The 21742-nt window shown below is 40.5% G+C and carries 26 protein-coding genes and 1 riboswitch; of the genes, 14 read left to right on the forward strand and 12 right to left on the reverse strand.

What is annotated here, in order from left to right; genetic code table 11:
* Nucleotides 1–71: 71 nt before the first annotated feature.
* The 4 genes from rplY (at nt 72) to ribB (ending at nt 2571) form a co-directional block, all read left to right on the forward strand.
* Nucleotides 72–368: a 50S ribosomal protein L25 gene (rplY, locus tag A3K93_RS08730; protein WP_067730790.1), complete on the forward strand. Its 297-nt coding sequence runs from the start codon at nt 72–74 to the stop codon at nt 366–368.
* Nucleotides 369–387: 19 nt separating this feature from the next.
* Nucleotides 388–969: an aminoacyl-tRNA hydrolase gene (pth, locus tag A3K93_RS08735; RefSeq protein WP_067730792.1), complete on the forward strand. Its 582-nt coding sequence runs from the start codon at nt 388–390 to the stop codon at nt 967–969.
* A 143-nt stretch (nt 970–1112) separates the two neighbouring features.
* Nucleotides 1113–1493, forward strand: coding sequence for an aspartate 1-decarboxylase (gene panD, locus A3K93_RS08740; RefSeq protein ID WP_034585782.1), 381 nt, complete (start codon nt 1113–1115; stop codon nt 1491–1493).
* A 151-nt stretch (nt 1494–1644) separates the two neighbouring features.
* Nucleotides 1645–1804: riboswitch (FMN riboswitch) on the forward strand.
* A gap of 107 nt (nt 1805–1911) precedes the next feature.
* On the forward strand, nt 1912–2571 hold the full coding sequence (gene ribB / locus A3K93_RS08745; protein WP_067730794.1) for a 3,4-dihydroxy-2-butanone-4-phosphate synthase: 660 nt from the start codon (nt 1912–1914) through the stop codon (nt 2569–2571).
* 79 nt (nt 2572–2650) lie between these two features.
* Here ribB and A3K93_RS08750 read toward each other — a convergent pair whose 3' ends face one another.
* Together A3K93_RS08750 and A3K93_RS08755 are read right to left on the reverse strand one after the other, a co-directional pair.
* A complete protein-coding gene (locus tag A3K93_RS08750) occupies nt 2651–3259 on the reverse strand; it encodes a LysE family translocator (protein ID WP_067730795.1) in 609 nt (202 codons plus the stop codon).
* A 27-nt stretch (nt 3260–3286) separates the two neighbouring features.
* Nucleotides 3287–3778 (reverse strand): DUF1289 domain-containing protein, encoded by a 492-nt coding sequence (locus A3K93_RS08755; RefSeq protein ID WP_067730797.1) that lies wholly within the window; start codon nt 3776–3778, stop codon nt 3287–3289.
* Between the two features lie 179 nt (nt 3779–3957).
* Between A3K93_RS08755 and trhO the strand changes: the two genes are divergently transcribed.
* The 3 genes from trhO to A3K93_RS08770 all read left to right on the forward strand — a co-directional run bounded on the left by trhO (nt 3958) and on the right by A3K93_RS08770 (nt 6051).
* A complete protein-coding gene (trhO, locus tag A3K93_RS08760) occupies nt 3958–4890 on the forward strand; it encodes an oxygen-dependent tRNA uridine(34) hydroxylase TrhO (protein WP_067730798.1) in 933 nt (310 codons plus the stop codon).
* 196 nt (nt 4891–5086) lie between these two features.
* On the forward strand, nt 5087–5371 hold the full coding sequence (locus tag A3K93_RS08765) for a hypothetical protein (protein WP_067730800.1): 285 nt from the start codon (nt 5087–5089) through the stop codon (nt 5369–5371).
* A 71-nt stretch (nt 5372–5442) separates the two neighbouring features.
* Entirely contained in the window at nt 5443–6051 is a 609-nt protein-coding gene (locus A3K93_RS08770; RefSeq protein ID WP_067730801.1) for a DedA family protein, read from the forward strand.
* A gap of 50 nt (nt 6052–6101) precedes the next feature.
* Here A3K93_RS08770 and A3K93_RS08775 read toward each other — a convergent pair whose 3' ends face one another.
* Together A3K93_RS08775 and A3K93_RS08780 are read right to left on the reverse strand one after the other, a co-directional pair.
* A complete protein-coding gene (locus A3K93_RS08775) occupies nt 6102–6626 on the reverse strand; it encodes a YecA/YgfB family protein (protein ID WP_067730803.1) in 525 nt (174 codons plus the stop codon).
* Nucleotides 6627–6698: 72 nt separating this feature from the next.
* The gene (locus tag A3K93_RS08780) at nt 6699–6905 is read right to left on the reverse strand and encodes a PA3496 family putative envelope integrity protein (protein ID WP_004280622.1); all 207 of its coding nucleotides are present in this window, start codon (nt 6903–6905) and stop codon (nt 6699–6701) included.
* Nucleotides 6906–7307: 402 nt separating this feature from the next.
* On the opposite strand from A3K93_RS08780, the gene rpoD reads away from it, so the two are divergent.
* The 6 genes from rpoD (at nt 7308) to A3K93_RS08810 (ending at nt 13859) form a co-directional block, all read left to right on the forward strand.
* A complete protein-coding gene (gene rpoD / locus A3K93_RS08785) occupies nt 7308–9194 on the forward strand; it encodes an RNA polymerase sigma factor RpoD (protein ID WP_067730805.1) in 1887 nt (628 codons plus the stop codon).
* 126 nt (nt 9195–9320) lie between these two features.
* A complete protein-coding gene (locus A3K93_RS08790) occupies nt 9321–9608 on the forward strand; it encodes a YbeD family protein (protein WP_067731714.1) in 288 nt (95 codons plus the stop codon).
* A gap of 141 nt (nt 9609–9749) precedes the next feature.
* Nucleotides 9750–10409, forward strand: a complete 660-nt coding sequence (gene lipB, locus A3K93_RS08795) for a lipoyl(octanoyl) transferase LipB (protein WP_067730807.1) — start codon at nt 9750–9752, stop codon at nt 10407–10409.
* A gap of 77 nt (nt 10410–10486) precedes the next feature.
* Nucleotides 10487–11020 carry a hypothetical protein gene (locus tag A3K93_RS08800; RefSeq protein ID WP_067730809.1) on the forward strand — a complete coding sequence of 178 codons (534 nt, stop codon included), beginning with the start codon at nt 10487–10489 and terminating at the stop codon, nt 11018–11020.
* A 1-nt stretch (nt 11021) separates the two neighbouring features.
* Nucleotides 11022–12206, forward strand: coding sequence for an iron-containing alcohol dehydrogenase (locus A3K93_RS08805; protein ID WP_067730811.1), 1185 nt, complete (start codon nt 11022–11024; stop codon nt 12204–12206).
* A gap of 258 nt (nt 12207–12464) precedes the next feature.
* Entirely contained in the window at nt 12465–13859 is a 1395-nt protein-coding gene (locus A3K93_RS08810) for an APC family permease (protein WP_067730813.1), read from the forward strand.
* 51 nt (nt 13860–13910) lie between these two features.
* Here A3K93_RS08810 and A3K93_RS08815 read toward each other — a convergent pair whose 3' ends face one another.
* From A3K93_RS08815 to rplU, 8 genes are all read right to left on the reverse strand, one after another.
* Nucleotides 13911–14249, reverse strand: a complete 339-nt coding sequence (locus A3K93_RS08815; protein ID WP_081408551.1) for a hypothetical protein — start codon at nt 14247–14249, stop codon at nt 13911–13913.
* A 225-nt stretch (nt 14250–14474) separates the two neighbouring features.
* Nucleotides 14475–14954: a tRNA (cytidine(34)-2'-O)-methyltransferase gene (locus A3K93_RS08820; RefSeq protein WP_067730817.1), complete on the reverse strand. Its 480-nt coding sequence runs from the start codon at nt 14952–14954 to the stop codon at nt 14475–14477.
* A 29-nt stretch (nt 14955–14983) separates the two neighbouring features.
* Complete coding sequence (gene cysG / locus A3K93_RS08825) at nt 14984–16357, reverse strand: siroheme synthase CysG (RefSeq protein ID WP_067730819.1); 1374 nt, start codon at nt 16355–16357, stop codon at nt 14984–14986.
* Between the two features lie 115 nt (nt 16358–16472).
* Nucleotides 16473–17744, reverse strand: a complete 1272-nt coding sequence (serS, locus tag A3K93_RS08830) for a serine--tRNA ligase (RefSeq protein ID WP_067730821.1) — start codon at nt 17742–17744, stop codon at nt 16473–16475.
* Nucleotides 17745–17858: 114 nt separating this feature from the next.
* Nucleotides 17859–18632, reverse strand: coding sequence for an RsiV family protein (locus A3K93_RS08835; protein WP_067730823.1), 774 nt, complete (start codon nt 18630–18632; stop codon nt 17859–17861).
* Between the two features lie 155 nt (nt 18633–18787).
* Entirely contained in the window at nt 18788–19483 is a 696-nt protein-coding gene (lolA, locus tag A3K93_RS08840; protein WP_067730825.1) for an outer membrane lipoprotein chaperone LolA, read from the reverse strand.
* Nucleotides 19484–19731: 248 nt separating this feature from the next.
* Nucleotides 19732–19986 (reverse strand): 50S ribosomal protein L27, encoded by a 255-nt coding sequence (rpmA, locus tag A3K93_RS08845; protein ID WP_067730827.1) that lies wholly within the window; start codon nt 19984–19986, stop codon nt 19732–19734.
* Between the two features lie 19 nt (nt 19987–20005).
* On the reverse strand, nt 20006–20317 hold the full coding sequence (gene rplU, locus A3K93_RS08850; RefSeq protein ID WP_067730829.1) for a 50S ribosomal protein L21: 312 nt from the start codon (nt 20315–20317) through the stop codon (nt 20006–20008).
* A gap of 445 nt (nt 20318–20762) precedes the next feature.
* On the opposite strand from rplU, the gene sdsA reads away from it, so the two are divergent.
* A complete protein-coding gene (sdsA, locus tag A3K93_RS08855; RefSeq protein WP_067730831.1) occupies nt 20763–21740 on the forward strand; it encodes an All-trans-nonaprenyl-diphosphate synthase in 978 nt (325 codons plus the stop codon).
* The last annotated feature ends 2 nt before the right edge of the window (nt 21741–21742 follow it).

The following is a 21742-nucleotide window of genomic DNA, read 5'->3' on the forward strand; positions in this document are numbered from 1 at the left end:
ATTTGGCGGGGCTTTTACTCACTAGACTGGTCGCAAGTCTAGTTACTTAAACTTAAAATAGGATGTCTATCATGGCAAACTTCGTATTAAATGCAGTAGCACGTGATGAAGCAGTTCAAGGGAAAGGTGCGAGCCGCCGCCTTCGTCTTCAAAACAAAGTACCTGCTATCATTTATGGTGGTGAAGCTGCTCCTGTAGCTGTATCTCTTGAGCTTCGTCAACTTGTTAAATTCCTAGAAAGCAACGCTTTCTTCGAAGAAGTAATCGAAATTGATGTTGATGGTAAAGTTGAAAGCGTTAAAATCCAAGCTTTACAACGTCACCCAGCTAAAAACACTCCAATGCACGCTGACTTCAAACGCGCATAAGTGTTAATGGTGTAAATTAGTGTCAAATCTTTCACTGATTGTTGGTTTGGGCAACCCAGGTTCTGAGTATGCCCAAACCCGCCATAATGCAGGCTTCTGGTTTGTTGAACGCCTTGCAGAACAATATGGCATCTCACTTAAAAATGACCCAAAGTTCTTCGGAATCAGCGGTCGAGGCAAAATTGAAGGTCAAGACGTTCGTCTACTTCTTCCAACGACCTTTATGAATCTTTCTGGTAAAAGTGTTGTTCCTTTCGCCAAATTCTACAATATTCAGCCTGAAGCAATTTTAATTGCACATGATGAACTCGATATGAACCCTGGGGTAATCCGCCTAAAAACAGGTGGTGGTCACGGTGGTCACAATGGCTTACGTGATATCGTTCCTCATATTGGTCCAAATTTCCATCGTTTACGTATTGGTATTGGTCATCCTGGTTCCAAAGATCGTGTTTCAGGTCATGTTCTTGGTAAAGCACCAAGCAGTGAACAGAATTTAATGGACGATGCAATTCACCATGCCCTTGCCCGCACTAAATTGCTGGTAAATGGTGAAATACAACAAGCCATGAATCAAATCAACGCCTATAAACCGAACTAATCATTCAAAAATCGTTGGACAATTACGCTTGCCTTCAAGATTGTTTAAGCGCAAAATGCGCAGGCCTACCCACTCAAAAAGTGTAGTAGTAATTGATTCAACCATAAGATCAATATCTTAGGTCAACTAAGGAGACGCTAGCCATGCTATCTCGATTATTAAAAGCAAAAATCCACCGTTGTGTCGTAACACAAGCAGAATTACATTATGAAGGTTCTTGTGCCATTGACGGTATTCTTTTGGATTTAGCAGGCATTCGCGAATATGAAGAAATTCATATGTGGAACGTGACCAATGGTAAACGTTTTACCACTTATGCAATTCGTGGCGAAGAAGGTTCAGGCATCATTTCTGTAAATGGTGGTGCTGCCCTTCAAGCAGATGTAGGCGATATTATGATTATTGCGACTTTCGGTGATTTCACTGAAGCTGAAGCTGATGCACATAAACCACGTCTTGTTTATGCAAACCCAGATAATACAGTTAACCACACAGCAAACTGCATTCCAGTTCAAGTGGCTTAAGTCTGACTGAATCATGGTTGAAGAGCTCGCATTATGCGGGCTTTTTTATTGCCATGATTTTCTTTTAAATATTCAAATCGCGACTAAATATATGAATGATTTAGATATAAAAACTGTCATTTTCAAGTAAAAACAGGCATATAATAGTTTTAATCGCTTCAGGGCGGGGTGTAATTCCCCACCGGTGGTAAATGCAACGTATATAGGTATACGATTGAATCAGCCCACGAGCCTATCATGTTGTATATATGATTCGCAGATTTGGTGAAATCCCAAAGCCGACGGTATAGTCCGGATGAAAGAAGACGAAAGCAGTACATGTTGTTTCATATTTTTCTATGAAACCATTTTGCGATAAGCCTATTTTCAATATGTCCTGAAATGTTCAATCGTACTTTAACTTTACGTGAGCGTTTCAATGTCTAGTTTGATTCAACCCGAAATTTTCTTTTCCGCTCTAGCCCCTGCTGAGCAACGTATCCAACAAGCTTTAGAAGATATCCGCCAAGGCAAACCTGTGTTGGTGATGGATGACTTCGACCGTGAAAACGAAGCAGACTTAATTGTTGCAGCCGAAACACTTACAGTCGAAACCATGGCACGTATGATTCGTGATGGTTCAGGCATTGTATGTTTATGCTTAACCAATGAACTTGCAGATCATCTTAAACTTCCACCGATGGTCGAGTCTAATTCAAGTCACTTCAAAACAGCATTTACTGTCACTATTGAAGCTGCAGAAGGTGTGACTACAGGTGTATCTGCAAAAGACCGTACAACGACGATTAAAGCCGCAATTAAAGACGGTGCAGTCGCGAGTGATTTGAATCGCCCAGGACATGTATTCCCACTTCGTGCCCGTGAAGGCGGTGTACTGACTCGTCGTGGTCATACAGAAGGCACGATTGACCTTGCCCGCTTGGCAGGTCTTAAACCTGCTGGGGTATTGTGTGAATTGACCAATCCAGACGGTACGATGGCCTCTGGTATTCAAGTCTTATCTTATGCGCAAACGCATCACTTAACTGTTTTGACTATTGATGAACTTGTACATTATCGTCAAAGTCATAACATCTAAGCTTAAGTTTTAAGCTTAAAATTAAAATCCCAGTCTTATTTTGATTGGGATTTTTTTATGCTCAAATAAGGTTGTATGCTTAGGAAAAAACGGAATAGATACCATATAGAGCAACCATGATTAAGATCGTTCCGCATAAACCCAATAAATGCGGATAAACCCGAGAACGTGAGAGTCGTTTAAAGCCCAAATATACCAAGGATAAAGTCAAAAAATCTAATACTATCCAAGACAGCGTTAAAACCATTAAACTCAGATTGATCTGCGGTGTAACCCCAATAAATTGCGGAAAAAATGCAGCAAAGAAGATAATATCTTTCGGATTGGAAATTCCGACTAAAAAGCCTTTCTGAAAGCCGCCTTGGATGGGTTGAATGATTGCATTTTGCTTTTGTGTACTACATCGGACTTCTTTTAAAATACTCAAACCGAGATAACCGATATATAAACAACCCAAGACTTGAATCACATTTAAGGCTTGCGCATTGATTTGCAGAATCCCTTTCAGACTCAGTACCGAACACAGAATTAGAATCAGCGAGGCAAAGTTAGTACCAAAAATGGTCTTGAGTGCTGCTGAATAGCCACCTTTTAATCCAACACTCGCCACTAGCAGCATGACAGGCCCCGGTGTTGCGATCATCACCACGACAGCAAAGCAATACAGCAACCATTCTGACACATTCACTCAAATCACCTCATAAAAAAAGAGGACTTAATCGTCCTCATCTTCTTCTAAGTTTAATAAATGCTGACTGATACCATCGGCACGCAAAAAAGCAAAATCATAGCTGGCTTTTGCCAAGGCTAAAACTCGGCGTTCAAACTCATCCCAAATTGGACGGACTTGTTTGTAACTAATACCAAGCCCACTATCATCAGTAAAATGTCGGTTCTTTTCACACAGCTTTAACGCATAGTAAAGTTTACGACCTTGAGTTGCATCGTCACGAACCCGAATCCGTTTTGAAGCAATAAACTGTTCGACCTGTACCATATTGGCATTTGGCAGCATCGGCACCAAAATCTGATTCAACTGTGCATCTAAACGTTGCCAAACCGCAGCATGCTGTTCTGGTGTATAAGTATTCCACTGAATCACTTCATGATTAAAACGACGACAACCTCGACAAACGGCATCACCAAACACTGTTGAGCAACGTCCCGCGCATGGGGTTAATGAAGAAGTACGGTGCTCTGAACTCAAAATTTACTCCATAAAACAAGTGGGTCACATCCGTGATGCGGGTTTCGCATCGGCATGACTATACACGCTCAGCGTCATGATTTGAAGCGTATTAAAACTCCCCTGTTCTACTCGCTTATTCACGCAAAAACCGTTAAAATATGCGCCTTTCAAATTATCATGCTACGTTGGAGTATTCCATGAACGCTACTGTAGAACAGCTTGCACCTGTAGAACAGCAAGCGACCACTGACTGGGTTGTTGCCGCACTTTACCAATTTAAAGAAGTTCAAGATCCTGCCGATCTTCAACAACGTCTTTTAGACTTGGTAAACTCCATCAACTTATGCGGTACTCTCATCGTGGCAGGTGAAGGCATTAACGGTACAGTTGCCGGTGACCGTCAATCTATTGACCAAGTACATCAATTCCTTCTGAATGAAGGCTTTAACGAAATGGAATATAAAGAGTCTCATAGCTCGGATAAACCATTCCGTAAAATGAAAGTTAAACTCAAAAAAGAGATTGTGACTTTAGGTGTACCAGTTAAACCACGCGATTTAGTTGGTCATTATCTTGATCCTAAAGAGTGGAATGAACTCTTGGCACAAGATGACGTGATTGTCGTCGATACGCGTAATGATTATGAATACAAAGCGGGTACGTTCAAGGGTGCGATCGACCCTAAAACTGAAACTTTCCGCGAATTCCCTGAATACGTGAAGAAAAACCTTGAACAGCATAAAGATAAAAAAATTGCGATGTTCTGTACCGGTGGTATTCGTTGTGAAAAATCGACATCTTTATTGCTCCAAGAAGGCTTTAAAGAGGTCTATCACCTCAAAGGCGGTATTCTAAAATACTTAGAAGAAACTCCTGCTGAAGAAAGTCTTTGGGAAGGTGAATGCTTCGTATTCGATGGTCGTACAGCTGTCACTCACGGTGTTGAAGAAGGTCAAAATATAAAATGTCACGCATGTGGCTGGCCTCTTACACCTGAAGAAGTTGCACTTCCTAGCTATGAACATGGTGTATCTTGCGTTTACTGCATTGATAAAACCACTGAGAAACAAAAAGAAGGTTTCCGTATGCGCCAATCACAAATTTTGGCTGCTAAACGTAAACGTCTCTAATGCTTGTTTTGTAAATTGCTATACAAAAGCCCTCTACTGAGGGCTTTTTTTTTACATTGTGGTGACATGCTTAATAAAAAATAAACTGGGTTTTACCAAGACTATCATTTTTTTTAGACAAGCATTGTTAAGCTTCTTAAAAGGCACTAAGTCTTTCATTCTTATTTGAAAAATTTAAGTGAAAAGGAGCGTAATAATGAGCAGACCACTGGCCAAATTTGAAGATAACATCGTTCCATTTCAGCCTCGTGTCAATTTAAAGCTACAGCGCTTAAATCAACTCAGTGCCGAAGTTGAGCAAGAATCACATTTATTTATTGTGATATTAGGAACGGTGATTGGTGCAATACTCGCGCTCTTTATTGGTTATCATTTGAATAACAGCGCCATTCACTTTTTGCTCCTGATTACAATTCCTGTCGTTCTCGCCTATACCCTACGTCGCGTTTATATTTATACCTTATTACAAAATTATCATTAATAAAATTCAACTATTACATACGTTACACATTCGATATGCTGCATTCAGTGAAGTAAGTTGAGAACAATGAAATGACAGAATGGATCATTTCCATTATGCAGCAATTGAGCTATTGGGGCATTGCATTCTTAATGTTCCTTGATAATGTCTTTCCGCCTATTCCCTCTGAAATTATTATGCCGAGTGCGGGTTATACCGCTTCTCAAGGACAATTAATTTTAATCGGTGTGATTATTGCAGGGTCATTCGGTTCTTTATTGGCAGCAGCCTTGTTATATTGGATTGGTTCCAAATTCAGCCATGATGCCATTTTTCGTTTTGTTGACCGTTATGGCAAATACTTATTTATTAAAACTGAAGACGTTAAAACATCGCTCACTTGGTTTGAACAATACGGACATCGAATTGTGTTCTTTGGACGCATGATTCCTGCAGTACGCTCACTGATTAGCATCCCTGCAGGCATGAGTCATATGCCCTTTTGGAAATTCATGTTATTTAGTGGATTAGGCACGATTATATGGACAACTTTTTTAGCCTGTGTGGGTTTTTATTTAGGTGAAAATCAAGCCTTAATGAAACAGGTCTTAAGCCAAGTGGGCTATGTCATGCTTTTCATTGCCCTTTTATTTGTTGCTTGGCTGTTCTACCGAAAATATAGAAAGAAAAGCTCAAACTAAATTGCACTCAATAAAAAAGCACCCGAAGGTGCTTTTTATCAATGAACGTATTATTCAGGAGAATGATACATTAAATACAATTCATTTAAATTTTCTGGAATTTCTTCCGCAAGTTCATCCATAAGCTGACCATTGCGACGGAACGTTTCCATTTGTGGATCTTCTTCATCGATGCCACTGAAGACCATAATTGGAAGTGTTAAATCTACCAATTGCTCTTCATATTCTTCAGCAAACCAAGCATCTTCGTTAAGGAACATGGCATCTACGAAACCCACACTCCAGTCACCAAGACTTGATTCTGTATCTGCTTCTTCAATTTCGAATGGGAATGTAATCCCTTCTTCATTGGCAAGACTTTGACGAATTGACTCTAACCATGCCTGAATTTGAGCAATGATTTCAGCAGGTGCTTTTTTTTGATTCCCTTCGAAAAGTTCATCTAACCATTTGTCAAACTTAGGTCCAACTGCAATCGCACATAAGAAACCATGAGTTGCCGCAAAATCTAGACCATACTCATTTTGGTCACCATCTAGATATTCACTCAACTGGTCTAAATCAAAAGCACTCATTTAATATCCAAACTTCGAAATACCGAAAGCATAAGCATAGCATTTATTCAGCCGATGCTAAATCTGTATTGATTAATCTTCGTCGTCGAAGTCGTCATCATCGTCGAAGTCGTAATCAAAATCTTTAAGTTCACGCTCCAAGCGACGTTGTGTGAGTAGGTCGTCAATTAGACGGCGTTTTTCCAACGATTCTTTAGCACTCAGCTTGCTTGAAGCTTCGTCGAAATTAACATCATCCTCACCGAAGTTATCATCTAGTTCAAAATCTGTCGAAGACACTAAAACTTCCTCATAGTGAAAAAATGTAAATGGTTTTAAGCGCTATTTATCGTGCCTAAAAAAACAAGTCAAGTTTTATTTTGTTTTTTAACCATTTTATTTTTTAAACAGGGCTTTTTTTCTGCCTTACAGGTGTGGCATGATATAATCCACCCTGCGTCCTTCTGTTTTGAAGACTTAATTTTGAGTTTTCAAACATCGATACGCATGGGCTGAACTTGAAAACAACAAATTCATCCCCATCTTAAATTACTGAATTTCCTTTTTTTATATTTTATCAGGCGGCGCTTTACGTTGTATAAACTGATGAAATGACTAAGCTATTCATAAAATTTAATGAGATGAATCGTGCAACTTATGTACGGTTTTTACTGCAACAGATTCAACGAAGAGTAAGCAAAGATGAGCGATATGACTTCCCCTACTTCTCAAGTAGCGGCTCTGATTAGCCGAGGCAAAGAACAAGGTTACTTAACCTTCGCTGAGGTTAACGATCATCTCCCGGACTCAATCACAGAAAGCGAGCAGATTGAAGACATCATTCAAATGTTGAATGACGTTGGTATTCCTGTACATGATCGCGCACCAGAATCTGATGATACGATGTTCGAGGACACTGCAGAAGCTGCCGATGAAGTTGCAGAAGAAGAAGCTGCAGCAGTACTTGCATCGGTAGAGAATGAGCCAGGTCGTACCACTGACCCAGTACGCATGTATATGCGTGAAATGGGTACGGTTGAACTTTTGACTCGTGAAGGCGAAATCAGTATTGCAAAACGTATCGAAGAAGGTATTCGTGACGTTTTAAACTCTATTGCTTACTGGCCAAACGCAGTTGAAGTTGTTCTCCAAGAATATAAAGATTACGAAGCAGGTGAACGCCGCCTAGCTGATATTTTATCAGGTTATCTTGACCCTGAATCTGACGAAGAAATTCCTGAAGTTCCTGAAGAAGAAGCAGAGCTTGCAGATGATGATGCGTCTACAACTAAATCTACCAAAGACGTTAAATTGGATGATGATGAAGACGAAGAAGAATCTGATTCTGATGATGACTCAGAAGCGGATTCTGGTCCTGATCCTGAAATTGCCAAAGCACGTTTCACTGAACTTGCTGAAGCATGGACGAATACTAAAACTGTTTTAGAAAAACACGGTCGTAATAGTGCTGAAGGCGAAGAAGCGCTTCAAGCGCTTGCTGCTGTGTTCATGATGTTTAAATTTACACCGCGTTTATTTGACATTATTTCTGAAATGATTCGCGGTACACACGATCAAATTCGTACCTCTGAACGTGAAATTATGCGTTATGCAGTACGTCGTGGTCGTATGGACCGTACGCAATTCCGTACTTCATTCCCAGGTCAAGAATCAAATCCAGCTTGGTTAGAAGAACAAATTGCTAAAGCAACACCAGATCAAAAAGGCTATTTAGAAAAAGTTCGTCCAGATATTTTGGCATTCCAACAAAAGATTGCTGATATTGAAAAAGAACTTGGTCTAAAAGTTCGCGATATTAAAGATATTGCAAAACGTATGGCTGTCGGTGAAGCGAAAGCACGTCGTGCGAAAAAAGAAATGGTTGAAGCAAACTTACGCTTGGTAATTTCGATTGCGAAAAAATATACCAACCGTGGTCTGCAATTCCTTGACTTGATTCAAGAAGGTAACATCGGTTTGATGAAAGCCGTGGATAAGTTCGAATACCGTCGTGGTTATAAATTCTCGACTTATGCAACATGGTGGATTCGTCAGGCAATCACGCGTTCGATTGCCGATCAAGCACGTACGATTCGTATTCCGGTACACATGATCGAAACTATTAACAAGATCAACCGTGTATCGCGTCAATTACTTCAAGAAATGGGTCGTGAACCAACTCCTGAAGAATTGGGTGAACGTCTAGAAATGGACGAAGTTAAAGTTCGTAAAGTACTTAAAATCGCGAAAGAACCAATTTCGATGGAAACTCCAATTGGTGATGATGAAGATTCGCATCTTGGTGACTTCATTGAAGATGGCAACATCACATCTCCAATTGATGCTGCAACATCTGAAGGCTTAAAAGAAGCAACTCGTGAAGTACTTGAAAACTTGACTGAACGTGAAGCAAAAGTCTTGAAAATGCGTTTCGGTATCGACATGCCAACTGACCATACTTTGGAAGAAGTCGGTAAACAATTTGATGTAACACGTGAACGTATTCGTCAGATTGAAGCAAAAGCGTTACGTAAACTACGTCATCCTTCTCGTTCAGAACACTTACGTTCTTTCCTTGAGAATGACTAACCTATCCATAGGATAATACTGGCTTGAATATGGGGGGAACTCCCCCATAATATGAGCATGTAGCAAATAAAACAAAATACCTGCACATAGCAGGTATTTTTAATGAAGAGGTGTCCTATGACTGACATGACTAATCGCATGCCATCACGCGAACTACAAGAACATCTTTGGGTGTTCCCGATGGACTATCCAATTAAATTGATTGGTCTTGCTGGTGAAGAACTTCGTCAAGCTGTGAATGATATTTTTCTTAAACATTTCCCTGACTTTGATGGCAGCAAAATGACTGTGACTCCATCACGTACAGGTAAATACCATTCAGTAACTGCGCAGCTTCGCTTCCTTGAACTTGAACAGGTTCATGCCGTATATGCTGATCTCGCTGCTTGCCCATTAATTAAAACTGCACTTTAATTTTCGGCTTGCCATAAAAAACACGCTTTCGAGCGTGTTTTTTATTTTATATCAGCTCAAGATAAATCCGATCTTTCCTGCCCGATCGTGAACGTACGTTATATAATGCCAAACAGCATTAATTTTGTTAGGACGTACACTGTGACTGATGTGGTTCAAAAACCATCTTTGATTATTCGTCAATATAACGCGCTTACTCCCTACGAAGACCGTTTCCTGGAAATGAAACAGTTTACGGAAAACCGTGATGAGCAAACCCCTGACGAACTATGGATTTTGCAACATCATGATGTTTTAACACAGGGACAGGCAGGTAAACCTGAACACATTCTAATTCCAACAAGCATTCCAGTTGTGCAAACCGATCGTGGTGGTCAAGTCACTTGGCATGGTCCGGGTCAACTCGTGGCTTACTTTATGTTTGACTTAAATCGCTTGGGTTGGAACGTGCGCACACTGGTGTCCTATGCTGAAAACTTAATGATTGATTTACTCAAACAATACGGTATTGAAGCCTACGCTAAACCAGATGCACCTGGCGTCTACGTTGATGAACGTAAAATTGGTTCTCTCGGTTTTAAAATCCGTAAAGGTCGTAGCTATCATGGTTTGTCGCTCAACATTAATTGTGATTTGACAGGCTTCCATACCATTAATCCATGCGGCTATGCCGGTCTTGAAATGGTTCGTATCCACGACCTGATTCAACCTGCGCCAAATTTTGCTGATTTATGTTCACGGATTATTGAAACTTTAAGCAACAGCGGTTACTTTAAGGACGTGACTGTAGAGCAAAAATAAAGACTTTGCTTTTTAATAATAAATAAATTAGAGTATTTACTCTAAAATCATAATACTTAATAGATAGGGATTATCACGTGATTGCCACTAAATCCGTAAAACCCGCATTGCAACTCACCTATGTCAAACTCATGATGGATGTCATAGGTCGAGGCTTAGCAATGGCCAGTCAAGTTGATGACGAAATTCAACGTGAAGTTGCAGCCTTCCCTGTCGGCTTCACGCTTTCTATGAATGTTTTCCCGAATGGTCCTGCTTTTGTCGCACGTGTGACGACTGACAAGCAACTAGCGCTTGTAAAGCAGCTTGATCAGAAACCCGACCTTACGATTACCTTTAAACATTTGCATCATGCCTTTTTGGTGTTTTCATTTCAGGAAAGTACCTCTCAAGCCTTTGCAAATGACCGCATGATTGCCAATGGCGATATTTCTTATGCGATTCGTTTAGTACGTTGCTTAAATAAGATGGAAGCACTGATTTTACCCAAAGTGGTCGCAGAGCTTGCTGTAAAGGAATATCCAAGCAATTTAAGCTTAAAAGAAAAATTATTTGGTGCGAGCAACATTTATTTAAAAGTCGCACAATCCTATTTAAAACGGAGCGTTTAACATGGCTAAGCCTTATTATGAATTTTTTTGCCCAGTTAAAGTCATTGCTGGTCATGCAGCGCTTGAACATATTCCATTCGAACTTTCAACATTAGGTGCAAAACGCCCGCTCATCATTACAGATAAAGGCGTTCGAGCAAATAACTTACTTGCACCTATTGAAGCTGCATTTGAAAGTACAGATGTAGAAGTCGGTTTTATTTTTGATGATGTTCCACCTGACTCAAGTTTAGAAACGGTGCGTAAAGCGGCTCAAGTATATCGTGACAATAACTGCGACGCGATTTTGGCAGTCGGCGGTGGTTCTGTCATCGACACTTCTAAAGCGACTAATATTTTAGTGACTGAAGGTGGAGATGACTTACTCAAATATTCAGGTGCGCATAATCTACCAAAACCACTGAAACCATTTTTTGTGATTCCGACTACTTCTGGGACAGGTTCTGAAGTAACCATGGTTGCTGTGGTATCAGATACTGAAAAGAACCTAAAAATGCCATTTGCATCGTATTACTTGATGCCACATGCCGCGATTTTAGATCCACGTATGACGCAGACTTTGCCACCTCACTTGACTGCAATGACTGCAATGGATGCCATGACACATGCTGTAGAAGCCTATACCTGTATGGCAGCCAATCCGATTTCAGATGCTTATGCAACAGCAGCAGTAAAAAAAGTTAGTGACAATCTCTTTACCGTGCTAGATAACCCAACCGATGCGCAAGGACGCTTAGAACTTGCTCAAGCGTCTACTATGGCGGGTATTGCATTCTCAAATTCAATGGTCGGTTTAGTCCATTCATTAGGTCATGCTTTAGGTGCGGTTGCACATCTGCCGCATGGCTTATGTATGAATCTATTCCTGCCATATGTGCTGGAATACAACAAAGAAGTGAATGGCAATAAAATTGCTGACTTACTGCTTCCTTTGGCCGGTCCTGATATTTATGCGCAAACCCCTGCTCATTTGCGTGCAGAGAAAGCCATTTCGACAATTTTAGCCATGCGTGATCGCATTTATACATTGACCAAATTGCCACGCACATTAAGTGAAACTGGTAAGATCACAGAAGCTCAATTGGATGAAGTTGCTGAAAAAGCGCTCAATGATGGTTCCATCATTTACAACCCAAAAGAAGCAACTTTAGATGATTTAAAATCTATCTTAAAAAAAGCTTGGTAATTATTGAAAAATAAGCCAATATAGCGAAAATTTCAGCCTGATGTTTTTTTAAACATCGGGCTTTTATCTTGCATAAAATAAAAAACCAAGGTTGGCATATTTTATGCAGGTGCAAAATCAAAAATCTTGCTGGTAAAAGTTGTGTTTTTCGAGTAAATTGGCGCGCTTTTACTTAAAACTCTAGGGGGGATCGTTCGTCTCAAACGATCCTTATTTGATATGACTGATCCTTGATCAACGATTAAGAGGATAACGCCGTTGACTAATATTACTGGGACTCAATCGGCAGCTAAACTGCAAAAAACGCTAGGACTCTGGCACATTATCATTATTGGTTTAGCTTACATTCAACCAATGACTTTGTTTGATACTTTTGGTTTGGTATCAGAAGAAAGCCATTTTCATGTTCCGACTTCGTACATTATTGCCCTGATTGCAATTTTGTTCACTTCTATTAGTTATGGTCATATGATCCGTCGCTATCCTTCATCGGGATCGGCGTATACGTATGCACAAAAATCCATCCACCCTAATGTTGGCTTTATGGTGGGATGGTCATCTTGGTTGGATTATTTACTGTCTCCGATGGTAAATATTATTCTCGCGGTTATTTACCTAGAAGCGTTATTCCCTTCTGTAAACCATTGGGTTTGGGTCATTGTACTGACCGCCTTTATGACAGGTATTAACTTACGCGGCGCGCGCTTTGTTGCAAACTTCAACAGTCTGATTGTACTTGTACAGTTGATCGTGATCGGTGTATTCACGTGGTTGGTATATAGCAAACTTCAAGCGGGCTATAATGCAGACGGCCCAATTAGCCCAAAAGCTGCTTCTCAGCTTTGGAGCCTAGAGCCTTTCTGGAACAGCTTAACTGAGCTTGGACCTTTAATTACTGGTGCAACTTTACTGTGCTTCTCGTTTACAGGTTTTGACTCACTCAGTTCTCTTGCAGAAGAAACTAAAGACACTGAAAAAACACTACCTAAAGCAATTTTCTTAACAGCATTAATTGCCGGTGTAATTTTCATTATCAGTACTTACTTCATGCAGTTGTACTTCCCTTCTGCACCAGGCAACTACTTCGAAAATATTGCTGAAACACAACCTGAAATTCTACTTTTAGTGGGTGGTTCATTATTCCAAGCCTATGTTCTTGGTTTCGCAATCGTGACGGTAATGGCATCTGGTATTTCTGCACACGCTGGCGTATCACGCTTGATGTATGTGATGGGTCGTGATGGCGTGATTAACAAGAAGATCTTTGGTCATATTAGCCCTAAAAACTTCACACCGTCATACAACATTATGATTGTTGGTGCTGTTGCTTTAACTGCTGGTTTCATGGACCTTGATATTGTTATTTCAATGATCAGTTTCGGTGCATTAACTGCCTTCACTTTCGTAAACTTATCTGTGATTTCACGTTATGCATTACGTGATGGTCGTACTAAGACAGCGAAAGATATCTTTAACTATATCGTGATTCCATTATTGGGCTTTATCAGTATTTTCGCGATGTGGGTTGAGATTGAAGACACTGCATTGAAATACGGTTTATGGTGGGCAATGTTCGGTATTATGTACCTCGGTTATAAAACCAAAGGTTTCAAACTACCTGCTCCACAACATAACGAATTTGACGATAAATAATCTTCAAATTAAAAAAGGCGCTGAATGCGCCTTTTTTTTATATCTATACGTTTATTTCAAACGACAATCAAAGCCCATTTTGGTATCAACAATATTATTTTCATATCCCAATGCTTCAATAAATGCACTGCGACTTTGTAAGACTTGCTGATTTTCAGCACTTAAACGTGCTTTATTCTTTTGCGCCATCGCCCATGTTTCATTCACAATACCTTGGAAGATACCGCAAACTTCCTGACGCTTCGGCTGTTTTAACTGTCGCCCACGCCATGTCCATTCAAAATCATCGCGTTTAAGTTCTGCACCCCATGCCTCAATACGACTATTCAATCGTTGTTGCATTTCCTGCATCCCTTGCTGGATTTCTGCCTTTGTAAATGGCTGCTGCATTTGTGTATTCACTTGATCCGCATCGATCGGTGTATTGGCTGATTCTGCATAAGCACCCAAACTTGCCAAAACCAGTGAACCCATCAGCATTATTTTTCTCATATGTCGATCCTATATCTCCTCTATTTTATTTATACCGAATAAGTGCTTAGAAGAAAATTAATCCAGCTTAATCGTTACATAAATAAAAAAACCACCCGAAGGTGGCTTTTCATTCAATGCAGCTTATTTCAATTCTTGGAAGTCTTGTTGACGCCAAGCTTCATATAAGATCACAGCCGTAGCATTCGATAAATTCAAGCTGCGTGAATTTGCCGCCATCGGGAGTCGAATCCAATGTTCTTTCGGGAACATCATCCGCACATCTTCAGGTAAACCACGAGTTTCAGGCCCCATCAGCAATGCCACAGGACGGTTTAGATTCGACGTATGCGGTGTTTCAAAACCTTTGGTAGTCAATGGATAAATTGCATCATTGCTAATGCCTTGCTCTTCTAAATGAGCCACACATTCTGCAAAGTTTTCCCAAACTTTCATATGTGCCCATTCATGATAATCTAAACCTGCTCGACGCAATTTTTTATCATCCAGTTCAAAACCTAAAGGTTTTACAAGATGTAATTGCGCTCCTGTATTTGCACACAGACGAATGATATTCCCTGTATTTGCAGGAATTTCAGGCTCGTATAAGACAACATGGATCACAGGATTTCTCAACTTTTAACTTAGCAGCGTTATCGCCACTGTAATTGTTCACGTAATTGTACCACCTCACCAATAATGGTTAAGGTTGGTGCATGAATTTGATGTTCACTGACTTTCGATGCAATATCTGCCAGTGTACCCACCACAACTTTTTGTTCAGGTGTTGTTCCTTTAGAGATCAAGGCCACAGGCATGGTTTCGCGTTGACCATGCGCAATCAGCTTTTGACAAATCTTTTCGAGCCCCACCAAGCCCATATACAGCACAAGGGTCTGATTTTCATAAACCAGTTCATGCCACGGCAACTCTGGTGAACCTTCTTTTAAATGTCCTGTTAGGAAACGTACACTTTGCGCATAATCACGATGGGTCAATGGAATGCCCGCATAAGCGGCGCAACCTGATGCAGCGGTAATCCCTGGCACTACTTGGAAAGATACACCTGCTGCAAATAATTCTTGAATCTCTTCACCGCCACGCCCAAAGATAAATGGATCACCACCTTTTAAGCGGCAGACGCGCTTACCTTCTTGCGCATATTTCACCAGTAATGCATTAATCCCTTCTTGTGGTACCGCATGATTAGATCGCGCTTTACCGACATAGATCTTTTCTGCATCACGGCGGCATAAATCCATAATCAGTTCAGACACCAAACGATCATAAATCACCACATCTGCTTGTTGCATTAAACGCAGCGCTTTAAGCGTGAGCAATTCAGGATCGCCAGGACCTGCCCCAACCAAATAAACTTCACCTTGAGGTTTCTGCCACTCAATTAAGGCTTGTTCAATAAGACGGTCAGCTTCAGCCACATTATCATTGAAAACCTGTTCTTTTAGCGGACTCTCATACAAGTCTTCCCAAAAAATACGGCGCTGATCAGGATTCTCAATCTTCGCTTTGACTTCTTGACGCCATTTACCCGAAAATGCAGCAAGTTTCCCCATACCTTGCGGAATAGTCGCTTCAAGCTGAGTGCGGATTTGGCGCGCCAATACGGGTGAAGCCCCATTTGTTGCAATCGATACCACCAACGGTGAACGATCTACAATTGCAGGCACCATGAATCGACAATGTGGCGGATCATCGACACTATTGACCAAGACATTTTCAGCTTCACAAACTTCAAAGACTTTGCGATTGGTTTCGGCATCATCTGTTGCTGCAATCACTAAGCGATATTGGCGTACATTGAGTTCAGCATGAAAAGCCGCAGCAATATACTTCCCTTCTGTTGCTTCAACAATAGCAAGTAGTTCAGGATTTATTTCTGGTGATATAACATCAATCACTGCGCCAGCTTTTTGCAAAAGCACTGCTTTTCGATAGGCAATATGTCCGCCGCCCACAATCAAACATGCTTGCTGTTGCAACTTTAAAGAGATTGGAAAAATATCCACAAATAACCTCAAATCATCCGCTGACCATATAAATTTAAGGGCCTATTGCCGACTCAGTCATGGCTAATACATCGACTGAAAGCAATAGACCCTCGTATGTGCTTAACTTAACTGCTTAATCGATGTAAGTTGCACCGCCCATATATGGACGTAATACTTCTGGAATTTCAATTGAACCGTCAGCACGTTGATAGTTTTCCATCACCGCAAGCAAAGTACGACCAACTGCCAAACCTGAACCATTTAATGTATGCACAAATTCAGTTTTCTTTTGATCCGCACGGTAGCGTGCTTTCATACGACGTGCTTGGAAGTCCCACATATTTGAACATGAAGAGATTTCACGGTAAGTATTTTGACTAGGTACCCACACTTCTAAGTCATAAGTTTTGCATGCACCAAAGCCCATATCACCGCCACAAAGTACGATTTTACGGTATGGAAGACCTAAAGCTTGCAAAATACCTTCAGCATGACCTGTTAACTCTTCTAATGCTTGCATTGAGTTTTCAGGTTTTACAATTTGAACCATTTCAACTTTGTCGAATTGGTGCTGACGGATCAAACCACGGGTATCACGGCCATAAGAACCTGCTTCACTACGGAAACATGGGGTATGCGCTGCGTATTTTAGTGGTAAGCGATCTGCGTCAATGATTTCATCACGCACGAAGTTGGTTACAGGCACTTCTGCGGTTGGAATTAAGTAGAACTCTTTTTCGCCTTGCAGTTTGAATAAATCTTCTTCAAATTTAGGCAACTGACCTGTACCGCGTAAAGAGTCAGCATTGACTAAATAAGGCACATACGCTTCGGTATAGCCATTTTTAGTGGTATGCGTATCCAACATAAATTGCGTAATCGCACGTTGTAAACGTGCCAATGGACCTTTCAATACGCTGAAACGTGAACCTGTCAATTTAGTTGCAGTTTCAAATTCCAAACCACCCATCATCTCGCCTAAATCAGTATGGTCTTTGATTTCAAAATCAAAAGTACGTGGTGTACCCCATTTTAAAACTTCAACGTTGTCTGATTCGTCTTTACCGGCAGGTACAGATTCATGTGGCAAGTTTGGAATCGTTAATGACTTTTCTTCAAGTTCAGTTTGAAGCTCAGCCAATGCAGCTTCTGCCGCTTTGATTTCATCACCAATCGCAGACATACGCGCCATGATTTCTGATGCATCGCCGCCTGCTTTTTTGATTTGACCGACTTGTTTCGCACCCGCATTACGCTCAGCCTGTAAGGATTCAGTTTTCGATTGAATTTCTTTACGGCGAGCTTCAAGTGATGCCCATTCTTCTACATTAAGTTGAACACCACGTTTTGCTAAGGCTAAATTTACAGCCTCAATATTATTTCTGAGTAATTTAGGGTCGATCATAGCCAATCTTTGGTTAAGAAAAAAACTGGCTATAGTGTATGCTTTTCATGCCCAAAAATACAGTGTTGGCACACATAGCTGTGCCTTATTAGAACAATAAATACCGAATTCAATTTATGGCTTTGGCATTTCCTGTTGTGCCAAATTTGGTAGATATTCGGGTTTAAGCAATGCGGCTAATTGATCATGCGGAATTTTAAGCTCAGGCATCCCTGTTGTGTAATCTGCCATTTCATAAAGTGGGTACACAAGGACCAGACCTTGCGCATTAATGTAAAAGTTATCACTCAATTTAAGCTGCGCTTTTTCAATATCATGTGCTTGTAACCACAACATATTGGCATCATACAATTGATCAAGCAGTTTTGCATCAACACCTTTTTTTAAGATATCTTCCAACGCTAAGCGTTTCTTCTGAGTAAGATCAAAATTTACATATTCATGATGATACATGCCAAATTCGCTACCGGTTTTAAACTGATAACTCTTCATCACAAATGTGGCTAAATTGGCTTGTTGCCCTAAGTAACCTACCCGTATATTGCGTTGATCTAGGCTATTTACATCAACTTCACTTTCTTGTTTTGCTTGATTGACCTTAAAAGCGACGGGCTCTGCGCGCTTGATTCGATCATAAAAATATTGATCAATCCAATCCACATTGGTTTTTACACTTTGTAAATCATAACGGGTACAGCCTTCTTTCTCACAGCTTAAGCTTTGCACACCCGTAACCTTTTCGGTGTGCGCTTGAATGAGCGGCAGCACAGCCTCGTTTTGCACAGACTCAGTACTTGGTTCAGATTCTTGCTGACACCCCATCAGCGTCACGCTACCTAAACCCAAAGTACTCATCATGAGTATGATTTTTAATGCCTGTGCGTTCATCCCTCTATCCTGCTTTGATCTATGATTTACGAGAATATTCACACTATACAAATTCTCTTTAAGTTTAGATAGAACTAATCCAATTTGAAGACACGATATGACATAAAAAAGGCAGTGCTGTATTGCACTGCCTTCTTATTCAGCTGAACGAAATATTATTGATCAATAATATCTGTGCCTTTAGGTGGTGTGAAGTTAAATGTCGATGCAGGGATCGTTGGATTTACTTTCACATTGCTAAAGTTGATATATGTGGTCTGACCTAATGAGTCTTGTAGAATCATTAAGGTTGGTGCTTTGTTTGCGCCAAAGCTAATGGTTAAGCTTTCAAATACCCCATCCGATTTTTTCGGATACAGGGTGTAATAAGTTTTTGCCTTATTCGGCTGAGTCACACGATATGACTTCATAATTTGACTGGTATTGCCCGATAACAATAACGCAGGTGTATTTGCTACTTGCTCATCTAAACTTTGACGTACGGCTTGTTGCAGATCTGGATCATAAATCCAGACTGTTTTACCTGTAGTGGCAATCACTTGTTTAGAAGGACTTGTTATTTCCCAATAGAATTTACCAGGACGGGCAACTTTCATAGTCCCTTTGAACGTTTGGTTCATGTGCTGTGCACTTAGGCCCTTTTTCTGAACCTTTTTAGGATTAGTAATTTTTGTCGTTTGTTGGAAATTCGCTGTTAAGCTACGAACATGGCTAAGTTGATTAACCAAGTTGGCCGTTGCTTGTTGCTCCGACGCTGCAGTCGTCGCAGCAAATACAGTTGTACTCATGACTGGCGCTAGCGTTGCTGCACCCAATGCCATAGCACATACAGTTTTACGAAGCATATTCATAAGTTCACCTTTTATATTTGCATGATCGCAATGTCTTGATGTCCCCATCTTAAACCAAAACAATTTTTAAATATGAGAGAAAACAAGGAGTTTTGTATTGTTATTAATGCGAAATGAGCCATTTTATTCATCATGATGAAGAAATTTGTTTCGAATTTAAGCAATTATTCCAAACTTTTTCTTACACCACTTTCTTCGGACATAAAAAAACCCACAGCAACTGTGGGTCTTTTTTCTATATCAGCAAATTATGCGTCAACAGATACGTAGCGACGACCGAATTGGCCTTTCACTTCGAATTTTACTACGCCATCAGCAGTAGCAAATAATGTATGGTCACGACCCATACCTACGTTAGCACCAGCGTGGAATTCAGTACCACGTTGACGAACGATGATGTTACCTGCAGTTACAGTTTGACCACCGTAAACTTTAACACCTAACATCTTAGGATTCGAATCACGACCGTTCTTAGTCGAACCACCGGCTTTTTTAGTTGCCATGTCTCATTACTCCTAGTAATTAGCCTGAAATAGCTGTAATTTTCAACTCAGTGAACCATTGACGGTGACCTTGTTGTTTACGGTAGTGTTTACGACGACGCATTTTGATGATGCGGATTTTGTCGTGACGACCATGGCTAACTACTTCAGCAGTTACTTTAGCGCCAGCTACTACTGGAGCACCGATTTGAATGTTGTCGCCATTTACAAGCATCAACACGTCATCAAAAGTAACAGTTGAGCCAGTTTCAGCTTTTAACAATTCAACTTTAAGGGTTTCACCCTCAACTACACGGTGTTGTTTACCACCGCTTTGGATTACTGCGTACATAATGTACTCCAAACAAGCCCGTGTCGTCGTGCCGATAAAGAAAGATATCGATCTTAAAACGTACGCCACTGGGGGATATATCTAAGGGCGAGGATTTTAAGGGATAATCAAAAAAACAACAAGCCATTTTAGCTAAATATTGACTTTGTGTTTTGCATACACGATAAACAGTAAAATTTATCAAATAAAATCAAACATCCAGGCTTAAAAATGCTACAAAAAACAACAGTGCAATGTACGTGGTCTATTTTAAGATGCCGATGCCGAATCTAGAGCTTTATATGTAGCACTTTATTGTCTAATCTATTTGAGCCAAGAAAATGACACGATATATTTGATAAAAATCTAATTTTTCGTAGAGTTTGAGCATTTCTTATCTCTCATAGATGTTATAAATTGTTAAACTTAGTTCTGAGATTTACCGATATTAGAGGCTTCCTTTCACATGACCATCGATTTTAAGCAAGATATTCTCGCTCCTGTGGCACACGACTTTGCTGCGATGGACACATTTATTAATGAAGGAATTACCTCAAAAGTTGCCCTCGTGATGGCCGTGAGTAAACACGTAGTGGAAGCTGGCGGTAAACGTATGCGCCCGATCATGTGTTTACTTGCAGCAAAAGCATGTGGTGCAACAGATCTTGAGAAACACCGCAAACTTGCAGCGATTATTGAAATGTTGCACACAGCGACATTGGTTCATGATGATGTAGTTGATGAATCAGGCTTACGTCGTGGTCGTCCAACTGCAAACGCAACATGGAATAACCAAACAGCTGTTTTGGTCGGTGACTTCCTGATTTCTCGTGCTTTTGATTTATTGGTCGATTTAGACAGCAAAGTTTTACTCAAAGATTTCTCTACAGGCACCTGTGAGATTGCTGAAGGTGAAGTTTTACAACTTCAATCACAGCATCAGCCAGAAACCACTGAAGAAACCTATCTCAGTATTATTCATGGTAAAACGTCACGTTTGTTTGAACTTGCAACCGAAGGTGCCGCGATTTTGACAGGCACAGAACAATATCGTGAACCACTGCGTTTATTTGCGGGTCACTTCGGTAATGCCTTCCAAATTATTGACGATATTTTAGATTACACCTCAGATGCTGAGACCTTAGGTAAGAACATCGGTGATGACTTAATGGAAGGTAAACCAACCTTGCCATTGATCGCAGCACTGAAAAATACCTCAGGTGAAGATTTCGAGATTGTGCGTAAAAGTATTGCAACAGGTGGTACAGATCATTTGCAACAAGTGATCCGTATTGTGCATGAATCAGGGGCATTAGATTACTGTCGCCAACGTGCAACGGAAGAAACCCAAGCCGCCCTGCAAGCATTAGACCAGTTACCTGAGTCAGAATATCGTCAGGCATTAATCAACTTGGCAAACTTAGCACTTAACCGTATCCAATAAAG

The organism is Acinetobacter sp. NCu2D-2 (assembly GCF_001647675.1).
Lineage (GTDB): Bacteria > Pseudomonadota > Gammaproteobacteria > Pseudomonadales > Moraxellaceae > Acinetobacter.

Coding starts and splice junctions, on each gene's coding strand:
- rplY (WP_067730790.1), top strand. CDS start 72: ATGGCAAACTTCGTATTAAATGCAGTAGCACGTGATGAAGCAGTTCAA.
- A3K93_RS08770 (WP_067730801.1), top strand. CDS start 5,443: ATGACAGAATGGATCATTTCCATTATGCAGCAATTGAGCTATTGGGGC.
- serS (WP_067730821.1), bottom strand. CDS start 17,744: ATGATCGACCCTAAATTACTCAGAAATAATATTGAGGCTGTAAATTTA.
- rpmA (WP_067730827.1), bottom strand. CDS start 19,986: ATGGCAACTAAAAAAGCCGGTGGTTCGACTAAGAACGGTCGTGATTCG.
- panD (WP_034585782.1), top strand. CDS start 1,113: ATGCTATCTCGATTATTAAAAGCAAAAATCCACCGTTGTGTCGTAACA.
- rplU (WP_067730829.1), bottom strand. CDS start 20,317: ATGTACGCAGTAATCCAAAGCGGTGGTAAACAACACCGTGTAGTTGAG.
- lolA (WP_067730825.1), bottom strand. CDS start 19,483: ATGAATATGCTTCGTAAAACTGTATGTGCTATGGCATTGGGTGCAGCA.
- sdsA (WP_067730831.1), top strand. CDS start 20,763: ATGACCATCGATTTTAAGCAAGATATTCTCGCTCCTGTGGCACACGAC.
- A3K93_RS08790 (WP_067731714.1), top strand. CDS start 9,321: ATGACTAATCGCATGCCATCACGCGAACTACAAGAACATCTTTGGGTG.
- trhO (WP_067730798.1), top strand. CDS start 3,958: ATGAACGCTACTGTAGAACAGCTTGCACCTGTAGAACAGCAAGCGACC.
- A3K93_RS08805 (WP_067730811.1), top strand. CDS start 11,022: ATGGCTAAGCCTTATTATGAATTTTTTTGCCCAGTTAAAGTCATTGCT.
- A3K93_RS08775 (WP_067730803.1), bottom strand. CDS start 6,626: ATGAGTGCTTTTGATTTAGACCAGTTGAGTGAATATCTAGATGGTGAC.
- A3K93_RS08815 (WP_081408551.1), bottom strand. CDS start 14,249: ATGCAGCAGCCATTTACAAAGGCAGAAATCCAGCAAGGGATGCAGGAA.
- ribB (WP_067730794.1), top strand. CDS start 1,912: ATGTCTAGTTTGATTCAACCCGAAATTTTCTTTTCCGCTCTAGCCCCT.
- rpoD (WP_067730805.1), top strand. CDS start 7,308: ATGAGCGATATGACTTCCCCTACTTCTCAAGTAGCGGCTCTGATTAGC.
- A3K93_RS08765 (WP_067730800.1), top strand. CDS start 5,087: ATGAGCAGACCACTGGCCAAATTTGAAGATAACATCGTTCCATTTCAG.
- A3K93_RS08835 (WP_067730823.1), bottom strand. CDS start 18,632: ATGAACGCACAGGCATTAAAAATCATACTCATGATGAGTACTTTGGGT.